The sequence below is a fragment of the Pseudolysinimonas sp. genome, assembly GCF_039912695.1.
Taxonomy (GTDB): Bacteria; Actinomycetota; Actinomycetes; order Actinomycetales; family Microbacteriaceae; genus Pseudolysinimonas_A.
On sequence record NZ_JBDSPJ010000023.1, the window covers coordinates 97,631 to 116,988 of the forward strand.

Consider the following 19,358-nt stretch of genomic DNA (forward strand, 5'->3'; position numbering starts at 1 on the left):
CTAGGCTTGATCCGTGACGAATCGTGACTCTCTTGGCCACCGCATCACTCTCGAGATGGATGGCGCTCGCGCCGAAGTCGGCACGGTCGCGGCTGTGCTGCGTTCGCTCTCCGTGGCGGGCGGCGTGCACCTCACGGAGCCAAACGACGGGGCTGACGCACCGGCGTTCGGCAACGGCACGGTGCTCGTCCCCTGGCCCAACCGCGTTCGCGACGGAAAGTGGATGCTGGAGGGCGAGATTCAGCAACTCGACATCACCGAAACCGCGCGAGGCAACGCCCTGCACGGGCTTCTGCGGTTCGCCGACTATGAGATTCGCGAGCAGACGGCGTCGAGCGTGCTGCTCGGTGCGCTCGTCGCGCCGCAGCACGGCTGGCCGTTTCTGCTCGACACCTGGGTGCGCTACGAACTTCGTGCCGACGGCCTCACGGTCACCCACGGCGTTGCGAATCTCGGCGAGCATCGAGCGCCCTACGCGGTGGGGACGCATCCGTTCCTGCGCGTCGGCGACGTTCCGGTCGACCAGCTCGTGCTCACCCTCGCGGCGTCGACCTACTTCGATGTCGACGACCGGCTCAACCCGATCGGCGAGCTCGCCGTCGACGGGACCCGTTTTGACCTTCGCGAGGGGTTGAGGGTCGGAGATCTCGACCTCGACACCGCTTTCGGGGGCGTGACGTTGCGCGATGGCGCGAGCGCCTGGCTCACCGCTCCTGACGGCTCGAAAGTCGAATTGGTTCAGGATGTCGACTGGGGCTACCTGCAGGTGTTCACGCCGGGTGACGTCTTTCCGAAAGATGGCGGTGCGGGCTACGCAATTGCTGTTGAGCCGATGACCGCCCCGCCTGACGCGCTCAACTCCGGCCAGGGGCTGCAGTGGATAGAACCCGGTGCGACCTCCGAAGGGTCGTGGGGATTGCGGTACATCCCCGGCGGCGGAACGGCCTGATGACGGCCTCACCGGCGCGGATCCGTCGTTGGCGCCGCTACCTCGCCGATGAACGGGCCGAGGCGGCGCTGTACCGCGAACTCGCCGAGCGCTATACCGGCGAGGAGAGCGAGATTCTGCGGGGCCTGGCCGAAGCCGAGCAGCGCCACGAGCAGCACTGGCTCGACCTCCTGGGTGAACGCGCCCACCCGACTCCGCGGGCGAGCCTCGGCAGCCGCCTGCTGATTCGCCTCGCCCGCCGGTTTGGCTCATTCTTCGTGCTCGTCCTGGCCCAACGCGCCGAAGGGCGCTCACCGTACGACGCTGACGCCGATGCCTCAGATGCGATGGCGGCCGATGAACGCATTCACGGCGAAGTGCTGCGTGGGCTCGCGGCCCGCGGTCGGCGGCGCCTGGCCGGTGGCCTGCGGGCGGCGGTCTTCGGGGTCAACGACGGGCTGGTCAGCAACCTCGCCCTGGTGCTCGGAGTCGGGGCTACCGGCCTTCCGGCCGCGACAGTGCTGGTGACCGGCGTCGCGGGTCTGCTCGCAGGGTCTCTCTCGATGGGGGTCGGGGAGTACGTCTCGGTGCGTTCACAGCGCGAGCTGCTCGAGGCATCCCGGCCCGATCCCGAGTCGCAGCGTGCGCTGCCCGACCTCGACGTCGATGCCAACGAACTCGCGCTTGTCTACCGGGCACGAGGCATGTCGGCGAAGGACGCCGAAAAGCACGCGAGCGAAGTACTGGCAACGCTGCATCTTGACGAGGTCGGTGTCGAGACCGCCGAAGAGGAACATGAAGACGGAATCGGATCGGCGTGGTCGGCCGCGCTGTCGAGCTTCCTGTTCTTCGCGTCGGGGGCCTTCATTCCGGTCATCCCGTACCTCGCCGGGTCGGACGGATTCGTCGCGGTCGCGATTGCCTCGGCCTCGGTGGGGCTGGTGTTGCTGGCAACGGGCACGATTGTCGGACTGCTGTCGGGCGGCAACCTGCTCAAGCGCGCCCTGCGTCAGCTCGCGATCGGCCTCGGCGCGGCCGCGGTCACCTACCTGCTCGGGCTGCTCTTCGAGACGGTGAACCTGTAGCCGCACCTCTCACCAGGTTGTGGCGAAGAGCACCGTCCATACTCGGGAGTGTGAGTTCGCCATCCACCGTCTTACAGCTCAATCGAGAGTTGGCAGATCGGCGCGTTCTCCTGGTTGAAGATGACCCCACCGTTCGTGAAGTCTCGAGCAGTTATCTGCGCGCTGCGGGTTTCTCGGTGATCACCGCCACCGACGGTTTCGAGGCTCTTGCCGCCGTCGCAACGAGCAAGCCGGATCTCGTCGTGCTCGACCGCATGCTCCCCGGAATCGACGGGGCCGAGGTGTGCCGCCGGATTCGCAGCAGTTCGACGATCCCGGTCATCCTGGTCACCGCGCTGGGGTCGCCCGAGGATCGCATCGTGGGCCTCGAAGCGGGTGCCGACGACTACCTGTCGAAGCCGTTTTCGCCCCGCGAGCTGGTGCTGCGCGTTCAATCCATCCTGCGCCGGAGTCTTCGTGATCTCACTCCCGAAGCCGCGTTCGAGCTCGGGCCGTTCTCGCTCGACCCGTCGGCCCGCATCGTTCGGCGCGACGGCACCGAGTTGCCGCTCTCGGCGCGGGAGTTCGATCTCTTCTCGTTCCTGCTCAAGCACCCCCGCCAAGCATTCAATCGCGAGCAGTTGCTGCGCGCGGTCTGGAACTGGGAGTTTGGCGATCTGTCGACAGTGACCGTGACGGTGCGGCGGGTGCGCGAGAAGATCGAACTCAACCCGACGGAGCCCGTGATTCTGGTGACAGTCTGGGGCGTCGGATACCGCCTCGACCTATGAAGGGCTCGTGATGTTGCCGCTCTCCGATCTCGTCGTCGTCGTCGCGATCTCGCTGGCCTGCGCGGTGAGCGTCGGGTTGATCGGTCTGGTGCTCCTCCGGGCGACGCGACGCGCCCCGATGCTCGTTCGGCTGTGCGTGATGGTGGCGACAGCGATCGTCTCGGTCTCGATCGGGATCATCGCGGTGGCTCAAGCGATGTACCTCTCGGATCACGACCTCATGGTCATCTCCTACGTCTCGGTGATTTCGGGGCTGGTCTCGGTCGGAGTTGCCCTGCTTCTGGCCCGCGGCTTCACCCGGGACAGTGCTCGACTGCGAGCGATGGCCCGCGCCCTCGGCGACGGAGAACCCATCACTGCCACGATCGCGACCACGGACAGTTCGGAGTTCGCCGCCCTCGCCCGCGACCTGGCGACGACAAGCCGCAAGTTGGCTGCTGCGCGCGAAGAAGTCGCGGCGCTTGACGCGTCGCGTCGGGAACTCGTTACGTGGATCTCGCACGATCTGCGCACGCCGCTTGCCGGGTTGCGGGCGATGGCAGAAGCCCTCGAAGACGGCCTAGCCGACGACCCGACGCGGTTCCATCGGCAGATGCGGTCTCAGGTCGACCATCTGACCGCCCTCGTTGACGATCTCTTCGAGTTCTCGAAGATCCACTCGGGCGCTCTCGCGCTCACGGTCGAGCCCGTGTCGCTCTACGACCTCGTGAGCGACTCGGTCGCCGAGCTGGGAGCGCTGGCGCGGTCTCGCTCGATCAGTCTCACCGAGGCCGGCAGTGGCGATCTGACGGTTGCCGGCGACCCCCGCGAACTCGCTCGGGTGATCGGCAATCTGCTGATCAATGCCATCCAGCATTCGCCACACGGGAGCGAGATCTCGATCACCGGGCGGCGTGACGGGGACAGTCACGTCATGTTGACGGTCGAGGATGCCGGGGGCGGCATCCCGGAGGCTGACCTGTCGAAGATCTTCCAAGCTGGATGGCGGGCAACCTCGTCGCGCACACCGGAAGGGCGGGAGGGCCGTTCATCCGGCGCAGGTCTCGGGCTGGCGATTGTGCAGGGCATCGTCGAGGCTCACGACGGCGACATTTCGGTGCGCAATGTTCCCGGCGGCTGTCGCTTTGACGTGCGGCTCCCGCGGCACGGCCTCGCGGCCTGAGTGGGCGGCCTGAGCGGGCTGTCTGAGTAGATCGACGTGACAGCGGGCAAGCCCGGCGGAGTCGGTTCAGCCCGCGGCCACGCTCGACCGACGCAGCAGGCCCAGCCGAAGCAGCACGAGGTAGATCTGGCAGCCGAGGCAGTACGCGAACACCGAGTTGAGGAACGCGGCGACGAAGGCCGCCCCGGCCGCGATCACCAGGGCGTACGGGACGCCGATCAGATGCAGCGCGACGCCGACCAGCGTGATCACAAATCCCACGCCTTGGGCGAAGGTCGGCGGAATGGGGTCTTCAAGATCGGTGGGCGGGGCGAGCCGCGGGCGAATGAGCGCGCGAAAGATGCGCCCGTACGGATGACGCTGAACGCCCGCGAAGGCACCCCACGCGAACAGCAGAGTGATGAGAGCAAACAGGATGAAGCCCGGCTCGAGCACCCGCTGGCCGACCGTCGCACCAATCGGCACGCTCAGGCCGAGAGCGACAACCACGAGCAGCAGAACCGCCGTGATACCGGCGCCGAAGCGCGGACTTCGCGGGTCGATGCCCTTTTGGCCCGGCTGCGCCGCCAGAGCGTGGGCGGACTTCTGGGTTTCGGTAGACATGGGGTTTCCTAGGCGGCGGCGAGGATGCGGTCGAGTTCGGCGCGCAGATCTGCGGTGCGGGGGGCTCCGCCGATGCGGGCCCGCACGACACCGCGACGATCCAGGATGAGCGTGGTCGGGGTACTCATGATGTGGAACTTGCTCGCGAGGTCGGGCCGGTGGGTCACGTCGAGGTCGACGTGGGTGACACCGCTGACGGCCTCAGCGACTCCGCCGAGAACGCGACGGGTGGTCGTGCAGGGGGCGCACACCTCGGTCGAGAACTGAAGGAGGGTCGCACCACGGCCAAGGCCTCGCACGCCGGGAAGCTCCCGAGCGCGGATCACGGTGCCGTCGGTCGCACGACGAACCCGTCCGGCCGTCGCACGCAGCACGATGCCAACGACGGTCGCCAAGGCGACGAGCGCCACCAGCGCAAGTGCGACCGCTTCAGGGTTCATGGTGCGCCAACGTTATGCCGCGATCGGGGACGGAATCCGAGTGTGAATTACTGTTACGCCACCCGTCGTCACACAACGAAACGTTGGCGAGCGCGAGCGGAACCGGCAACACTCGGGAGATGAGCATCCTGATCACGGTCGATGAGCTGGCGCGCGAACTCGAATCGGATGCGCCCCCGATCGTTCTCGACGTGAGGTGGCGCCTCGACCGCCGGGACGGTCGGCCCGAGTACCTCGCGGGGCACCTTCCGGGAGCGCGGTTCGTCGACCTCGATGCCCAACTCGCCGCGCACGGCGAACCCAGCGAGGGGCGTCATCCGCTCCCCGACCGCGAACGGTTGCAGGAGGCGGCGCGGTCGTGGGGGATCAACGAGGGTGACGCCGTCGTCGTCTACGACGATCTCGCCAACCAGTCGGCTGCGCGTGCCTGGTGGCTGCTGAGCTACGCGGGCATCGCCGACGTCCGGTTGCTCGACGGGGCGCTCGCCGCCTGGACCCGATCCGGCCGCGAGCTCGAGTCGGGCGAAGCGGTCTCGACTCGGGGCGACGTGGTGCTCGACTTCGGGCACCTTCCCACGATCGACATCGACGGCGCTGCATCGTTCCCGAGCCACGGCACGCTACTCGACGCCCGTGCCGGCGAACGCTACCGCGGCGAGGTCGAACCTGTCGATCCGCGCGCGGGACACATCCCCGGTGCGATCAGTGCGCCGACCGCTGCGAATGTGGATGCCGAGGGGCACTTCTTGAGCGCTGAAGCCCTGCGCGCCCGGTTCTCCGACGTGGGCGTCGATGCCAGCGACGAGGTCGCGGTCTACTGCGGGTCGGGCGTCACAGCAGCCCACGAGATCGCCGCACTCACGATCGCGGGCTTCCGCCCCTCGCTCTACGCGGGATCGTGGAGTCAGTGGTCGAATCATCCGGACCGGCCTGTCGCTGTCGGCCAATAAGCACGGAACGCCGCACTCGTCAACCTCTTTCCGATCTGCATCGATCGGGATGAAGTAGAGGCATGAACGACGAACTTGAGACGATTCACGGCATCATGCGCGGCGCCCGCTTCGCAACTGTCACCACGCGCGGTGCGAAGGGCGAGCTCTTCAGCCGTCCCCTCGCCGTGCTCGACCACGACTTCGACGGTCACGTGTGGTTCTTCACTCAGGACCCGAGCCCGAAGACGGAGGACGTCGCCGGTGATCCTCACGTGAACGTTGCCTACGCCGACGGCGCCAGCCACGTTTCGCTCGCGGGCACGGCGACAGTCACGCGGGATGCCGCCCTCATCGACCGCTTCTGGAACCCGTGGGCCGAAGCCTGGTTCGAGGGCGGTCGCGAGGACCCAACGGTCGCATTGCTCGAGGTGGCAGCCGACTCCGTCGAGTACTGGCACGTCGACAAGCCGGGCGTCGTGCGCGCCTTCGAAGTTGCCAAGGCGCTGGTGACGGGTTCTGCTCCCGATGTCGGGGAGTCGCACACCGTCACGTTGTGAGTTGGTGGGCCCGGTGGGGCTCGAACCCACGACCAACGGATTAAAAGTCCGATGCTCTACCGACTGAGCTACAGGCCCGCGGAATCTAGAGTACCGGCGGCGCGGAGACTCGACTGCAGCGCCGAGGTCAGTCGTGCCGCGGAGTCGAGGGAGAGCGAGAAACCCGTCCATCCGTCGCCGAGGTAGAGCCATACGGCAACCTCGTCGTGGATGCGCGACAACTCGACAACCAGTTCGGTCGAATGGATGCCGCCTGCGCCGCGCCCCTCAATTGTCGCCGGCACCCTCTGAGTGTCACCGTGATGGCGAACGGGCCGACCGTCGCGGGAGTCGTGCGTGTCGACGCACCACGCTGGGCAAAGAAGTTGACGCACGGAACCTCGCGATCGGTGGGGAACCCGACAGTAGGCGACGGCTCAGACACCGCCCCGCACCGGCGTACCGTTGGGGGAGTGTCCGACGATTTCCACAAGCCGGCGCTCTTCGGCGGCTTCGAGTTCGAGTCCTTCGTGGGGGGCGAGGATCCTGCCAAGGTGATCCGTATCGCCCACGAGAGCGCGCACGCGCTGCTGCACCGCGCACGGTCGTCGGGAGACCCCGAGATCGTCGACCGGTTGGTTCACTACACCGACGAGCACGGACTCGACGCGCTCGCCGAACTGTGGGCGCGGTCGGCATCCAACACTCTTCCCGGCGCCCTCTGGCGCATCTACCTGGTCCGGCTGCTCATCCACCAGGATCCGGCGGGGGTGAGTCTGCTGTTCCAGCGCGGCGCTGAAGTGCTGTCGACGATCGACCCGGTCGTCGTGGGCGCGCCGACCCCGGCGGGGCCGGACGAGATCACCGAACTCGCGGATCGCATCCTGCGGGGGGTGTTCGACGGGGACTTCGCACTCGCGCTCGACCGCGCCGCCGCCTTCTGCCGAGTTACCGCCGCGGGCGCCACGAGCGTCGCTGACGATCAGGATGCCGCGAGCCCCGACCGTGCGACGGAACTCACGACCCGTGCTCTGCGGCTGACCACCACGGCGAACGAACTCTCGGTCTGCGCACGACTCGCCCGCTCGGATGGCCTCGACTAAACTGGGCGACGCCGGGCCGCAGTAACCCCGGGCTCCATATTTCGCCGCTTCGAGCGGCCTTGCGCCGAGAGGCGTTTCTGCGGCCTGGTACTTCTCCCCCCCATCCCTGTCCCGCCATTAAGCGGCGAAGCGACCGAATCCCAGGAGACAGGACTCGGTCGCTTCGATCAACCGTGGAAAGTTACGGCATCAAAACGCTGTCGATCAGGTAGACGGTCGCGTTGGCGGTGTGAACGCCACCGCAGATCACGTTGGCGTCGTTGACCTTGATGTTGTTGCCACTCCCCGTGACCGTGAGGGTCGCGCCGTTGACCGTGGTCAGCATGCCGTCGAGGTCAGCCGGAAGGATCTGGCCGGCAACAACGTGGTAGGTCAGGATGCTCGAGAGCAGCGCTGCGTTCTCGGGCAGCTTGAGGGCTTCGACGGTCGCCGGGTCGAGCTTGGCGAAAGCGTCATCCACCGGAGCGAAGACCGTGAACTCGGAACCGTTCAGCGTGTCGACGAGGTTCACGTCGGGGTTCAACTTGCCCGAAACTGCGGCCACCAGGGTCGTCAGCAGCGGGTTGTTAGAGGCCGCGACAGCCACCGGGTCCTGCGACATGCCGACGATTGAGCCGCCGCCATCCGGAACCGCGGCAGCGTAGGCCGCGCAGCCCGAGCCGACCAGGTCGTTGAACGCCGGGTCCATGGCTTCCGCGCTGGGCGACGAACCCATGGTCGGGTCAGCGGTGGTGGCCGCCGGGCTACAAGCCGCGAGACCGATGCCGAGCATCGCGAACACGGCGACTCCGGCGATACGAGTTGTGATGCGCATGTGGATCATCCCTTCGGTGTGAAGGGGGCCCAGATCCCCCGGCGTCCGCCCCATTGACGTTCGCTTCGAGGGATGTTTCGGAGCCCCTCGGCCGAGGGATGGGTCGGTGGCGAAGAAAATCCGCAGACCCGTCGAAAGGCTCTCCGGTTCCGAACACCGGGTCATGTCACTCACCTTGATCCTCATCGGGCTGCTCGGCGGACTCGTCACGGGCATCTCGCCGTGCATCCTCCCGGTGCTCCCCGTCATCTTCCTGTCCGGTGGCGCCGCGAGCTCGCGGATGTCAGAGGACGGCGAAACCAAGAAGCCGTCACGCTGGCGACCGTTCCTGGTTATCGCGGGGCTCGCCCTCAGTTTCAGCGTGGTGACCCTCATCGGGTCGCTGCTGCTCGCTCTCATCGGGCTGCCTCAGGATGTGCTGCGCTGGTCGGGCATCGTGGTGCTGAGCCTCATCGGGATCGGCCTGATCGTGCCGCAGTTCCAGCACCTCCTCGAAAAGCCGTTCTCGAAGATTCCGCAGAAGTACGTCAGCCCCGACCGCAACGGATTCTTGCTGGGAGCCGCACTCGGGCTGGTCTTCGTCCCGTGCGCGGGCCCCGTGCTTGCGGCCATCACCGTCGCGGGTTCGACCGGACGGATCGGGCTCGACACCGTCGTGCTCACGGCATCCTTCGCGATCGGTACGTCGGTTCCGCTGTTGATCTTCGCGCTCGCCGGCCGTGGCGTCGCCGAACGGATCAAGGCGTTCCGCAAGCGTCAGGGACTCATTCGCGTCGTCGGTGGGGTCACCATGCTCGCCCTGGCGGTCGGGCTGGTCTTCAACCTGCCGGCCCTCCTGCAGCGTCTGATCCCGGATTACACCGGCGGCATCCAGCAGACCCTCGCGGAATCGGATGAGGTGCAGCAGGCTCTCGACCTCGGCGGGCTGGTGAACGACCAAAATAAAGACCTCGACCTCTGCACCCAGGGCGCCACCGAGCTCGAGAGCTGTGGAACCGCTCCCGACCTCACCGGCATCACGGCCTGGCTGAACACCCCCGACGGTCAGGCGATCGATCTGGCCGACCTCCACGGGAAGGTCGTGTTGATCGACTTCTGGACCTACGCCTGCATCAACTGCCAGCGGTCCCTGCCTCACGTCACGGCCTGGGATCAGGCGTACCGCGATGCCGGGCTGCAGGTCATCGGCATCCACGCGCCCGAGTACGCCTTCGAGAAGGAGCAGCGCAACGTCGAGCAGGCGATCCAGGACTTAGGGATCGACTACCCCGTCGCGATGGACAACTCGCTCTCGACCTGGACCAACTACCGCAACCGGTACTGGCCCGCGAGCTACCTGATCGACGCCAACGGGGTGGTGCGTCACATCCATCTGGGTGAGGGCGGCTACGGCACCACGGAAGCGCTCATCCGGCAGTTGCTTCAGGATGCCGACCCGGGCCTTACGTTGCCCGCGTTGACCTCCGTCGAGGACGATACTCCCGTCGCCGGCTCCACCACTCCGGAGACCTACCTGAGTGCCGGCAAAGTCGTGAACTACGGCGGCGAGGGGGCGTACGGCTCCGGCGACCAGAAGTTCAGCTACCCGGCCGACCAGGCCCGAGACACCTTCGCCCTGACAGGCGACTGGACCGTCGACTTTCAGGGAGCCACCCCAACCGGAGGCTCGGCGAAAGTGAGGCTCGAGTACACGGCCACCCAGGAGGTGCGCGCGGTACTCGGCGGATCGGGGACGGTGATCGCCACCGTCGACGGCACACGCGTCGAGATCGCGGTCAACGGCTCACCGAACTCCTACGAGGTGCTGAAACTCACCGGAGCGAAACAGGGTGAGATCGAACTCACAGTGCTGGCCGGAGTCACCGTGTACTCGTTCACGTTCGGATGATCTCGACTTCTCTCGACAACTTCGGCGCCCCTCCCCATCCACGGGCCTCCAATCCAAAAGGGGGAGGGGCGCCGAACTCTCTACAGACCGGGATGCGGTGGGCCTAGGCCATCCCAGACATCGCGTCCCGGTCGACAAACTTTCCCCGCGACTCGCCCACCAGAAAGGAGCGGACGCCATGAGTTCAGTCGTCATCTCGCTCTCCGACGCAGGGGGCGAACGTCGTCGCCTCCGGGCAGAAGCTCGCCGCGATGCGAGACTGACGATCGTGCCGCCGGCCACCGAATCCACACAGGAGCTCTCGATCGAGAACCTGTTGATGGAGGTCGCCGCCGGTGATCGCACCGCCTTCGCCGAGGTCTACGACCGAATTTCGAATCGGGTGATGGGTCTCGTCACCCGCCTGCTGCGCGATCGCGCCCAGTCGGAAGAGGTCACTCAGGAGATCTTCTTGGAGATTTGGCAGTCCGCGGGCAAATTCGATCTGACCCGGGGGAGCGGCATCTCGTGGGTACTCACGATCGCCCACCGCCGAGCGGTCGACCGCATCCGGGCATCGCAGAAGAGCCACGAGCGTGACCTGAAGATCGGCATTCGCGACATGGAGCGCGACTTCGACTCGGTCTCAGAGTTGGTCGAGATCCGCATCGAAAACGAACGTGTCAAACGCTCGATGAGTCGCCTCACAGCGCTGCAGCGCGAAGCGGTGATCCTCGCGTACTACGGCGGATATTCGCACAACGAAATGGCTTCGATCCTCGGCATCCCGCTGGGGACTGTGAAAACCCGACTGCGCGACGGCATGATCCGGCTGCGTGACGAACTGGGGGTGAACTCATGACTGAGACCCGTGACGATGTCACGACGCGAGCTGCGTCGTACGCTGCCGGTGCTCTGACGGCTGCGGAACGCCGCGAGGTAGAAGCCGACCTGCGTCGGTCGCCGCGTCTCGCCGCCGAGGTGCGCGAGTTCGGGGAGACCGCGGCGATGCTCGGACTCGCCACCGAGCAGGTCGCTCCGCCGACCTCGCTGCGCGACTCCATCCTCGGCGCCGTGAACGAGCTCCCGCAGACCTCCAACATCGTGCGCGGGCCATGGTTTGCACGTCCCGCTGCCGCGCTCATCGGGGCTGCCGCGGCGGTTGTGCTGGTGGTCGGGGGTGGCGTGGCCGCTCTGACGTTCAGCCCGCACGAGGCATCGGGCGTCGACCGGATCGTCGCCGCTGCTGATTCAGAACGGGCGAGCGCTGACGTCGACGGCGGAGGCACCGTGACGCTCGTGTGGTCGGATTCGCTCGAGCGAGCAGCCATCCTGGTCTCGCACCTCAGCAGCCTGCCGTCGGACCGCACCTACCAGATGTGGTTCATCAACTCGCAGGGCGAAGCCGCCTCGGCGGGTACCTTCGCGGCCAGCGGAAGTGACGTGCAGTCGATCGTGCTCGCCGGCAACCTGGCGCGCGGAGACTCAGTGGGCATCACGGTCGAGCCGTCCGGTGGATCGGCTGCGCCGAGCACCACGCCGATCGTCGTCATCCCGACCGAAGCCTGAGGCGGACCTACCCGAATTTGCCCGAGACGTAGTCTTCGGTCGCCTGAACGCTGGGCTTGCTGAAGATCGTTGAGGTGTCGTCGTACTCGATGAGCTTGCCCGGCTTTCCGGAACCGGCGATATTGAAGAACGCGGTGCGGTCGCTCACCCGGGAGGCCTGCTGCATGTTGTGGGTCACGATCACGATCGTGTAGTCCTGTTTGAGCTCCTCGATGAGGTCCTCGATCGCGAGCGTTGAGATCGGGTCGAGGGCCGAGCACGGCTCGTCCATCAGCACGACATCGGGGGAGACCGCGATCGCCCGGGCGATGCAGAGGCGCTGTTGCTGGCCGCCCGAAAGGCTGGATCCGGGTCGGTCGAGACGGTCTTTGACCTCGTTCCAGAGGTTCGCGCGCTGCAGCGACTTCTCGACCAGATCGTCGCCTTCCGCCTTCGGCATCCGGCGGGCATTGAGTTTCACGCCGGCGAGCACGTTGTCGCGAATGGACATCGTCGGAAACGGGTTCGGTCGCTGGAACACCATGCCCACTTGGCGGCGCACCATGACGGGGTCGACGCCGGGCCCGTACAGGTTGTTGCCGTCGATAAGCACCTCACCCTCCACGTGCGCGCCGGGGATCACTTCGTGCATCCGATTCAGGGTGCGCAGAAAGGTGGACTTGCCACATCCCGACGGTCCGATGAGAGCCGTCACCGTGCGCGGTTCGATTGTGATGTTGACGCCTTCGACGGCGAGGAAATCGCTGTAGTAGACGTTGAGGTTGCTGACCTCGATGCGCTTGGACACGTGGAGCCTTTCTAATTTCGCCGCAGGTTACCGGCGCGCTTTGGGGGCGAAGAGCCGGGAGACGATTCGAGCGACGAGGTTGAGGACGATCACCAGGATGACGAGCAGCAGTGCGGAACCCCAGGCCTCGAGCAGCGATGCCGCCGGGTCTTGCGAGTTCGGGAACTGGTAGCCCGTGTAGGCCAGCACAGCCAATGTTTGCATCGCCCCGTTGAGTGGGTCCGTGTTGAGCCCGCCGGCGATGCCCGCGGCGATGTAGATCGGTGCTGTCTCACCGATGACTCGGGCGATCGCGAGCACCATGCCGGTCACCAGACCGGCGACCGCGGTGCGCAGCACCACATGGATGATCGTGCGCCACTTGGGGACTCCGAGCGCGTACGACGCTTCGCGCAGCTCGTCGGGGACGAGGCGGATCATCTCTTCTGAGGCGCGCACGACGATCGGAATCATCAGCACGCACAGTGCAATCGCCGCGGAGAAGCCGCTATACGCCTCGCGGGGGCCGCGAATCAGCGCAAACAGCGAGAACGCGAACAGCCCGGCAACAATCGACGGGATGCCGGTCATCACATCCACGAGGAAGGTCACGATTCGGCGCACCGGGTTGGTGGGCAGCGTGTATTCGGTGAGCCAGACGGCCGTGAGCAGGCCGATCGGGATCGAGATCAGGGCCGCGATACCCGTCGTCTCGAGGGTTCCAACGATCGCCTGAAGGGCGCCGGGGAAGACCTTCACCTCGAGGGAGTTCACGTCGAATTCGGATCGAGAGACGCCGAAGATGAAGTCGGGAGTGATCTGGGCGATGCCGTGCGAGATGACCGTCCAGAGCGTCGAGACCAGCGGGATCATCGCGAGCAGGAACGCCGCAGTCACGAGCCCGCGGATCACCCGGTCGGTTGCCTTGCGCCGGCCTTCGGCAACGGCCGAGAGTGCCCCGATGACGACGAGGTAGGTGATCGCCGAGACGATCAGCCAGCCGGGGATGCTGAAGCCGATCAACATGAAGATGACGCCCACCGCGATCGTCACGGCGATGAGAGTCCACAGTTCGCTGAACGGAGGCAACTGTCCGACCACAAGGGCCGACGGGGTGCGGGTCGACGGCGTGCGGTTCGAGGGAGTTCGGGTCGAGGTGCTCACGCTTTCGTGACCTTCCTGGTCCGCCGCTTGGCGCCGGGCGCGGTGCGGGCGACGACGATGCGCGCAATGAAGTTCACGGCGAACGAGATCACGAACAACATCAGGCCAGTGGCGATGAGCGCCGATTGCTGGAGGCTGTTCGATCCGGAGAACTGCAGCGCGATGTTGCCCGCGATCGTTGCCGGGTTCTCGCCGTCGGTGATGAGCTTGAACGAGTAGACCAGGTGCGGTGACACGATGATCGCGATGGCCATCGTCTCGCCCAAGGCGCGACCGAGACCGAGCAGGGTGGCGCTGACGATGCCACTGCGCGCGTAGGGGAGCACCGCCATCCGGATCATCTCCCAGCGCGTCGCGCCGAGAGCAAATGCCGCCTCTTCATGAAGGCTCGGAGTCTGCAGGAAGATCTCGCGGCTGATCGAGGTGATGATCGGCAGGATCATCACGGCGAGCACCACCGCGCCAGCGAGAATTGTCGACCCGGTGGCCGAAATCGGACTCTCGCCATTGGCGTTCGTCGTCCCTTGGAAGAACGGAAGCCAGCCGAGGGTCTGGTTGAGGAAGCCGTTGAGCGGCTTGAAGAAGTCGCGGATGACGAACACCCCCCACAGGCCGAACACGATTGACGGCACTGCTGCGAGGAGATCGATCAGGTAGCCCAGGGTGCCGGCGAGTCGCCGCGGGGCGTAGTGCGAAATAAAGAGCGCGATTCCGATCGCGACCGGAGCGCCCATCAGAAGCGCGAGAAACGCCGACCACAGAGTGCCAAAGACGAGGGGGCCGACATACGACCAGAAGCTGGTCTGGCCGGCGGTGTTGCCCGACGTGCGGTCCTGGAGCGGGTTGCTGGCGTCCCAGTTGGCCGTGATGGCGGGCCAGGCTTTGATGATCAGGAAGATTGCGACGCCGGCGAGCATCACCATGATGAGCCACGCGGCGCTCGTGCTCAGGCCCAGGAAGACGCGATCTCCGGCTTTCGACACGCCTCCCGCAGGGGTGGGGCCCCCCGAGTTCCGGGGGGCCCCACTCTTTACCGGTTTGACCGGCCGAGCCGCAGGGGAGGACGCGCGAGCGTCAACCGTTGAGTTGTCGGTCACGACTCTCCTTGCCCTGTCCCTGCGGCTCTTGCACGATGTTCAGTATTCCGGTTACTGCGAACTACGGAAGGGTTACTTGACGTCCGCGAGCGACGCCGTGATCTGCGCGAGGATCGACTCGGGCAGCGGGGCGGCGCCAGCGTTCTTTGCGGCGACCTGCTGGCCAGTGGTGCTCGCGATGAACCCGAGGTAGGCCTTCGTGAGCTCGGCCTGGGCCGGGTTCGCGAAAGTCTTGCAAATGATCGCGTACGAGAGCAGCGGCACCGGGTAGTCGGTTGCAGCGAGCTTCGAGTAGTCGAACGAGATCGAGAGGTCACCGGCAACACCGTTGCTCTTGACGGTTCCGATGTTCGCGAGCGTGCTCGAGACGGCTTCCGGCGTGTAAGCGACACCGTTGACGTTCGCTACGGTGAGCGCCTTACCGTTGGAGTCCTTCGCGGCGCTGTGGTCGACGTAGCCGATCGCACCGGCGGTCGTGCCGATGGTTCCGGCAACTGCCGAGCCACCCTTCTGAGCCGAAACACCGGCCGTGATCGGCCAGGTTCCGCCAGCCGGGTAAGGCCATTCGGTGCCGGCCGTGCCCACGAGGAACTTCGTGAAGTTGGTCGCGGTGCCTGAGCTGTCGGAGCGCACGACCGTGGTGATCGGGCCGGACGGAAGCGCCTTGCCACCGTTGTCGGCGGCGATCGCCGGGTCGCTCCAGTCGGTGATCTTCAGGTTGAAGATCTTCGCGATCGTGGCCGACGACAGGTTGAGGTCGGTCACGCCGGAGACGTTGTACGCGATTGACACACCGTCAAGGTAGATCGGCAGGTCGATGGCACCATCGGCGCCACAGGTCGTTGCGGCAGACGTCGTCTCGTCGGCCGAGAGCGGAGCGTCCGAGCCAGCGAAGTCGTACTCGCCCGCAAGGAACTTGGTACGGCCGCCGCCGGAGCCCTGCGACTTGTCGTACTCGAACGTCAGGGTTGCGCCGAGGCCCTTGAAGGCGGCCGTCCAGGCCGACTCCGCGTTGCCCTGCGCGCTGGATCCACCGGCGCTGAGCGTGCCGGAGATCGAGCTGTAGTCCATCGGAGCCGAGGTGGGGGCGGGGGTCGTTCCGCCGCCAGCGGTCGAACATCCGGCGAGCGCCATTGCGCCCACGATTGCGATGGCAGCGATGCTGCCAGTACGCGTGATCTTCACTGTGTGTGTTCCCTTCGGGAATTTTGATGTGTCGTTACAGGACGAGCCGGTGAAGGCCCGTCCCGACGGTAAGAACGCCGCGTGACCAGCCTTTGGGTGGACGGTAAACGCGAGGTTAACGACGGCCGAACGGCGCGCGCGCCCAGCTGGGAGAACGCTCGAAGGTTAGACCGCAGGACCGTGGATCTCGACCGCAATGATGCCGCTGGAGGGGTCATCGACGGGGATGTGTAACACGGCGTATTCGCCGGTCGCCAGAGCAGACGCGCGCTGAAGCCGGGCACTGTCAGGCGTACCCGTCGCTCGGGCAAGAGAATGGATGATCTGGGGCAACACCGGCCCGTGGCTGCAGAGCACCGCGGTGACGCCCTTGCGCAGTCGCTTCTCAACGAGCTTGCGCACGGCTGCGCCATCGGCGTTGAAGGCCTCCTGGCTGATCTCGCCCTTCTGCGCCACGTCGAGGCCGGTGATTCGGGCGGTGGGAGCGATCGTGGTGACGCAACGAACCGCAGTCGAGGAGATCAGCTTCGCGGGGCGGAAGGCCGCGACGGCGGGAGCGACGCTGATCGCTTGAGTCTCGCCGCGAGGCAGCAGCGGTCGCGTGGAATCCGGGCCATTCCAGGTTTCGGGCGGCGTCGCCTTGCCATGCCGGAGGGCGATGATCGCGAAAGTGCGCGCGCGACCCTGGGCCGCGAGGTCGGCGAAACGATCGACGATGTCGACGTCGTGGGGGTAGCTGAGACGGATGCGCGCCTTTTTGATGCTCATCCAGGCGAGTTGATCGATTTCGTCGTTCGAGACGAAGGTGGAGTTCTCGATGGCCAGCCGGTCAACCTCGGCAGCCCAGTAGTAGACGACTTTCGATCGCCCGTTCGGCAGGTCGTACTCAACCACCCCGAGTGGCACTCCGAGTCCGACGATCAGCCCGGTCTCTTCAGCGATCTCGCGCACGGCAGTCTCGGGCAGCGTCTCGCCAGGATCCACCTTCCCTTTCGGGAGCGAGACATCTTTGTGCTGGGTGCGAAGCACCACCAGGATGCGGAGTTTGCCCTTGCCCGTGATCTTCCAGCAGACCGCTCCTGCCGCAAGGACTGGCTCGGTCACCGTGCCGTTGCTCCGTAGCTGGCGGGGCGCTTGCGTGCGCCGATCTGTCGCATGAGCTCATTCTGCAGATCACGCAGCGGCTCTCCGGAGTCATCCCGATCGTGGCGTGTCCAGTGTCCGTCGTTGCCGAGCCACCACGACGACGTCGTCTCCGCCATCGCCAGGTCGAACAGCTGCTGAAGTTCGTCGAGGTGCTCGGGGCGGGTGAGCCGCACGAGCGCTTCGACGCGACGGTCGAGGTTGCGATGCATCATGTCGGCGCTGCCGATGAATACCTGCGGGTCGCCGTCGTTTTCGAAGCGGAAGATCCGTGAGTGTTCGAGGTAGCGTCCCAAAATGCTGCGCACCCGGATGTTGTCGGAGAGTCCTTCGACACCCGGCTTGAGGGAACAGATGCCCCGCACCCAGATCTCGATCGGCACTCCGGCCTGGCTGGCTCGGTAGAGCGCGTCGATGATCGACTCGTCGACCATCGAGTTCGCCTTGATGCGGATGCCGCTGGGCTTGCCAGCGCGCGCGTTGTCGGCTTCTGCGGCGATCCGTTTGAGGAGGCCCTTGCGGAGGTGCAGCGGCGCGACCAGAAGTCGTTTGAACTTCTTTTCGATCGCGTAGCCCGAGAGCTCGTTGAACAGCCGAGTGAGGTCTTTTCCCACGGTGTCGTCGGCGGTGAGCAGGCCCAGGTCTTCGTAGATGCGGCTGGTCTTCGGGTTGTAGTTGCCGGTACCGATGTGGCTGTAGTGGACGAGCTTGCCGCCCTCTTGCCGCACGACGAGGGCGAGCTTGCTATGAGTCTTGAGTCCGACGAGCCCGTAGACGACGTGCACTCCCGCGCGTTCCAGTTTGCGCGCCCAGCCGATGTTGGCCTGCTCGTCGAAGCGCGCCTTGATCTCGACCAGGGCGAGCACGGCCTTGCCGGCTTCGGCGGCGTCGATCAGCGCTTCGACGATCGGGCTGTCTCCACTCGTGCGGTAGAGCGTCTGCTTGATGGCGAGCACGTTGGGGTCGGCCGCGGCTTGCTCGAGGAAAGCCTGCACGCTGGTCGCGAACGACTCGTAAGGGTGGTGCAGCAGGATGTCGCCGCGCGAGATGGAGGCGAAGACATCCGGCTTCTCGGTCGGGTCGGTCGGCAACAGGCTCACGCTCGTCGTCGGAACGTGCCGGGCGTATTTGAGACTCGGGCGTTCGAGCCGCATCAGCTCGAACAGGCCCATGAGGTCCAGTGGCGCGGGAAGGCGGTAGACCTCCTGCTCGGTGATCTGCAATTCCGACATGAGCAGGGCCAGGGTGGTCTCGTCCATGTCGTCGGTGATCTCGAGCCGAATGGGGGGCCCGAAGCGACGGCGCTGCAGTTCTTTCTCCAGCGCCATGAGGAGGTTCTCGGCGTCATCCTCTTCGACTTCGAGGTCTTCGTTGCGCGTCACCCGAAACTCGTGGTGCTCCAACACCTCCATTCCCGGAAAGAGTTCGTCGAGGTGGTTGGAGATCAGGTCTTCGAGCGGGATGTAGCGCAGGGTGCCGCGGTCGTCATCCGGCAGTTTCACGAATCGCGGGAGGTTGGTCGGCACCTTGAGGCGCGCGAACTCCTCTCGGCCGTTCCGCGGGTTGCGCACCCGAATCGACAGGTTGAGTGAGAGCCCCGAGATGTACGGGAAGGGATGCGCGGGGTCGACAGCGAGGGGCATCAGCACCGGGAAGATCTGCCCCGAGAAGATCTCGTCGAGGCTCGCGCGGTCGTTTTCGTCGAGGTCACCCCAGCTCTCGACGTGGATGTCTGCGGCATCGAGCGCGGGCTTCACCATGACGCGGAAGGCCTGGGCGTGCCGCTCCTGAAGGTCATGGGCACGTGCCGAGATGTCGCGCAAAACGTCGATCGGAGACCGGCCGGTGTTGGTCGGAACGGCAATTCCGGTGGCGATCCGCCGCTTCAGGCCGGCAACGCGCACCATGAAGAACTCGTCGAGATTGCTCGCGAAGATCGCCAGAAAGTTAGCGCGCTCGAGCAGCGGGAGTGATTCGTCTTCGGCGAGTTCGAGCACGCGTTTGTTGAAACCGAGCCAGCTCAACTCGCGATCGAGAAAGCGATCGCCCGGAAGTTCGGTGGTGTCGATGAACAGCGGTTCGGCGTCGTAATCGTCGAGCAGGTCGGCGGCGATCGTGGCGTCGCCGAGGGGGCTGTCCTCCATCGCTCCATCATGTCAGCCGCACGTGAATGGCGGATGAACTCGACTACCGT

Annotated in this window: 20 protein-coding genes and 1 tRNA gene; 10 read left to right on the forward strand and 11 right to left on the reverse strand. The window is 65.9% G+C overall.

Going from position 1 to position 19,358, the window contains the following annotated elements:
* Positions 1 to 13: 13 nt before the first annotated feature.
* The 4 genes from ABIR17_RS10910 (at position 14) to ABIR17_RS10925 (ending at position 3,945) form a co-directional block, all read left to right on the forward strand.
* Positions 14 to 949 (forward strand): aldose 1-epimerase family protein, encoded by a 936-nt coding sequence (locus ABIR17_RS10910; RefSeq protein ID WP_348004422.1) that lies wholly within the window; start codon positions 14 to 16, stop codon positions 947 to 949.
* Complete coding sequence (locus ABIR17_RS10915; protein WP_348004423.1) at positions 949 to 2,013, forward strand: VIT1/CCC1 family protein; 1,065 nt, start codon at positions 949 to 951, stop codon at positions 2,011 to 2,013. The genes ABIR17_RS10910 and ABIR17_RS10915 overlap by 1 nt, the downstream gene beginning before the upstream one ends.
* 89 nt (positions 2,014 to 2,102) lie before the next feature.
* The gene (locus ABIR17_RS10920) at positions 2,103 to 2,783 is read left to right on the forward strand and encodes a response regulator transcription factor (RefSeq protein ID WP_348004424.1); all 681 of its coding nucleotides are present in this window, start codon (positions 2,103 to 2,105) and stop codon (positions 2,781 to 2,783) included.
* A 10-nt stretch (positions 2,784 to 2,793) separates the two neighbouring features.
* Entirely contained in the window at positions 2,794 to 3,945 is a 1,152-nt protein-coding gene (locus tag ABIR17_RS10925) for a HAMP domain-containing sensor histidine kinase (protein WP_348004425.1), read from the forward strand.
* 66 nt (positions 3,946 to 4,011) lie between these two features.
* Here the strand turns inward: ABIR17_RS10925 and ABIR17_RS10930 are convergent, their stop codons facing one another.
* Positions 4,012 to 4,548 (reverse strand): DUF4395 domain-containing protein, encoded by a 537-nt coding sequence (locus ABIR17_RS10930; RefSeq protein WP_348004426.1) that lies wholly within the window; start codon positions 4,546 to 4,548, stop codon positions 4,012 to 4,014.
* An 8-nt stretch (positions 4,549 to 4,556) separates the two neighbouring features.
* The gene (locus ABIR17_RS10935) at positions 4,557 to 4,988 is read right to left on the reverse strand and encodes a thioredoxin family protein (RefSeq protein ID WP_348004427.1); all 432 of its coding nucleotides are present in this window, start codon (positions 4,986 to 4,988) and stop codon (positions 4,557 to 4,559) included.
* A 119-nt stretch (positions 4,989 to 5,107) separates the two neighbouring features.
* On the opposite strand from ABIR17_RS10935, the gene ABIR17_RS10940 reads away from it, so the two are divergent.
* Positions 5,108 to 5,938 carry a sulfurtransferase gene (locus ABIR17_RS10940; protein ID WP_348004428.1) on the forward strand — a complete coding sequence of 277 codons (831 nt, stop codon included), beginning with the start codon at positions 5,108 to 5,110 and terminating at the stop codon, positions 5,936 to 5,938.
* Between the two features lie 62 nt (positions 5,939 to 6,000).
* On the forward strand, positions 6,001 to 6,477 hold the full coding sequence (locus tag ABIR17_RS10945; RefSeq protein WP_348004429.1) for a pyridoxamine 5'-phosphate oxidase family protein: 477 nt from the start codon (positions 6,001 to 6,003) through the stop codon (positions 6,475 to 6,477).
* Positions 6,478 to 6,479: 2 nt separating this feature from the next.
* Here the strand turns inward: ABIR17_RS10945 and ABIR17_RS10950 are convergent.
* A tRNA-Lys gene (locus ABIR17_RS10950) sits at positions 6,480 to 6,555 on the reverse strand.
* Complete coding sequence (locus tag ABIR17_RS10955; protein ID WP_348004430.1) at positions 6,546 to 6,761, reverse strand: hypothetical protein; 216 nt, start codon at positions 6,759 to 6,761, stop codon at positions 6,546 to 6,548. Before ABIR17_RS10955 ends, ABIR17_RS10950 begins: the two co-directional genes overlap by 10 nt.
* Before the next feature lie 168 nt (positions 6,762 to 6,929).
* On the opposite strand from ABIR17_RS10955, the gene ABIR17_RS10960 reads away from it, so the two are divergent.
* Positions 6,930 to 7,559, forward strand: a complete 630-nt coding sequence (locus ABIR17_RS10960) for a DNA-directed RNA polymerase subunit beta (protein ID WP_348004431.1) — start codon at positions 6,930 to 6,932, stop codon at positions 7,557 to 7,559.
* A gap of 181 nt (positions 7,560 to 7,740) precedes the next feature.
* Here ABIR17_RS10960 and ABIR17_RS10965 read toward each other — a convergent pair whose 3' ends face one another.
* Positions 7,741 to 8,373 (reverse strand): fasciclin domain-containing protein, encoded by a 633-nt coding sequence (locus ABIR17_RS10965; RefSeq protein ID WP_348004432.1) that lies wholly within the window; start codon positions 8,371 to 8,373, stop codon positions 7,741 to 7,743.
* Positions 8,374 to 8,536: 163 nt separating this feature from the next.
* On the opposite strand from ABIR17_RS10965, the gene ABIR17_RS10970 reads away from it, so the two are divergent.
* From ABIR17_RS10970 to ABIR17_RS10980, 3 genes are all read left to right on the forward strand, one after another.
* Positions 8,537 to 10,261 (forward strand): cytochrome c biogenesis protein DipZ, encoded by a 1,725-nt coding sequence (locus ABIR17_RS10970; protein WP_348004433.1) that lies wholly within the window; start codon positions 8,537 to 8,539, stop codon positions 10,259 to 10,261.
* A gap of 178 nt (positions 10,262 to 10,439) precedes the next feature.
* Positions 10,440 to 11,102 (forward strand): ECF RNA polymerase sigma factor SigK, encoded by a 663-nt coding sequence (sigK, locus tag ABIR17_RS10975; RefSeq protein WP_348004434.1) that lies wholly within the window; start codon positions 10,440 to 10,442, stop codon positions 11,100 to 11,102.
* Entirely contained in the window at positions 11,099 to 11,809 is a 711-nt protein-coding gene (locus ABIR17_RS10980; RefSeq protein WP_348004435.1) for an anti-sigma factor, read from the forward strand. The genes sigK and ABIR17_RS10980 overlap by 4 nt, the downstream gene beginning before the upstream one ends.
* Positions 11,810 to 11,816: 7 nt before the next feature.
* Here the strand turns inward: ABIR17_RS10980 and pstB are convergent, their stop codons facing one another.
* The 6 genes from pstB to ABIR17_RS11010 form a co-directional block, all read right to left on the reverse strand.
* Positions 11,817 to 12,596 carry a phosphate ABC transporter ATP-binding protein PstB gene (pstB, locus tag ABIR17_RS10985; RefSeq protein ID WP_348004436.1) on the reverse strand — a complete coding sequence of 260 codons (780 nt, stop codon included), beginning with the start codon at positions 12,594 to 12,596 and terminating at the stop codon, positions 11,817 to 11,819.
* A 27-nt stretch (positions 12,597 to 12,623) separates the two neighbouring features.
* Positions 12,624 to 13,739, reverse strand: a complete 1,116-nt coding sequence (pstA, locus tag ABIR17_RS10990; RefSeq protein WP_348004437.1) for a phosphate ABC transporter permease PstA — start codon at positions 13,737 to 13,739, stop codon at positions 12,624 to 12,626.
* On the reverse strand, positions 13,736 to 14,662 hold the full coding sequence (gene pstC / locus ABIR17_RS10995; protein WP_348004527.1) for a phosphate ABC transporter permease subunit PstC: 927 nt from the start codon (positions 14,660 to 14,662) through the stop codon (positions 13,736 to 13,738). The genes pstA and pstC overlap by 4 nt, the downstream gene beginning before the upstream one ends.
* 246 nt (positions 14,663 to 14,908) lie before the next feature.
* The gene (locus ABIR17_RS11000) at positions 14,909 to 16,021 is read right to left on the reverse strand and encodes a phosphate ABC transporter substrate-binding protein PstS (RefSeq protein WP_348004438.1); all 1,113 of its coding nucleotides are present in this window, start codon (positions 16,019 to 16,021) and stop codon (positions 14,909 to 14,911) included.
* A gap of 165 nt (positions 16,022 to 16,186) precedes the next feature.
* Positions 16,187 to 17,125 carry an NUDIX domain-containing protein gene (locus tag ABIR17_RS11005; RefSeq protein ID WP_348004439.1) on the reverse strand — a complete coding sequence of 313 codons (939 nt, stop codon included), beginning with the start codon at positions 17,123 to 17,125 and terminating at the stop codon, positions 16,187 to 16,189.
* Positions 17,122 to 19,308, reverse strand: coding sequence for an RNA degradosome polyphosphate kinase (locus tag ABIR17_RS11010; RefSeq protein WP_348004440.1), 2,187 nt, complete (start codon positions 19,306 to 19,308; stop codon positions 17,122 to 17,124). Before ABIR17_RS11010 ends, ABIR17_RS11005 begins: the two co-directional genes overlap by 4 nt.
* Between the last annotated feature and the right edge of the window lie 50 nt (positions 19,309 to 19,358).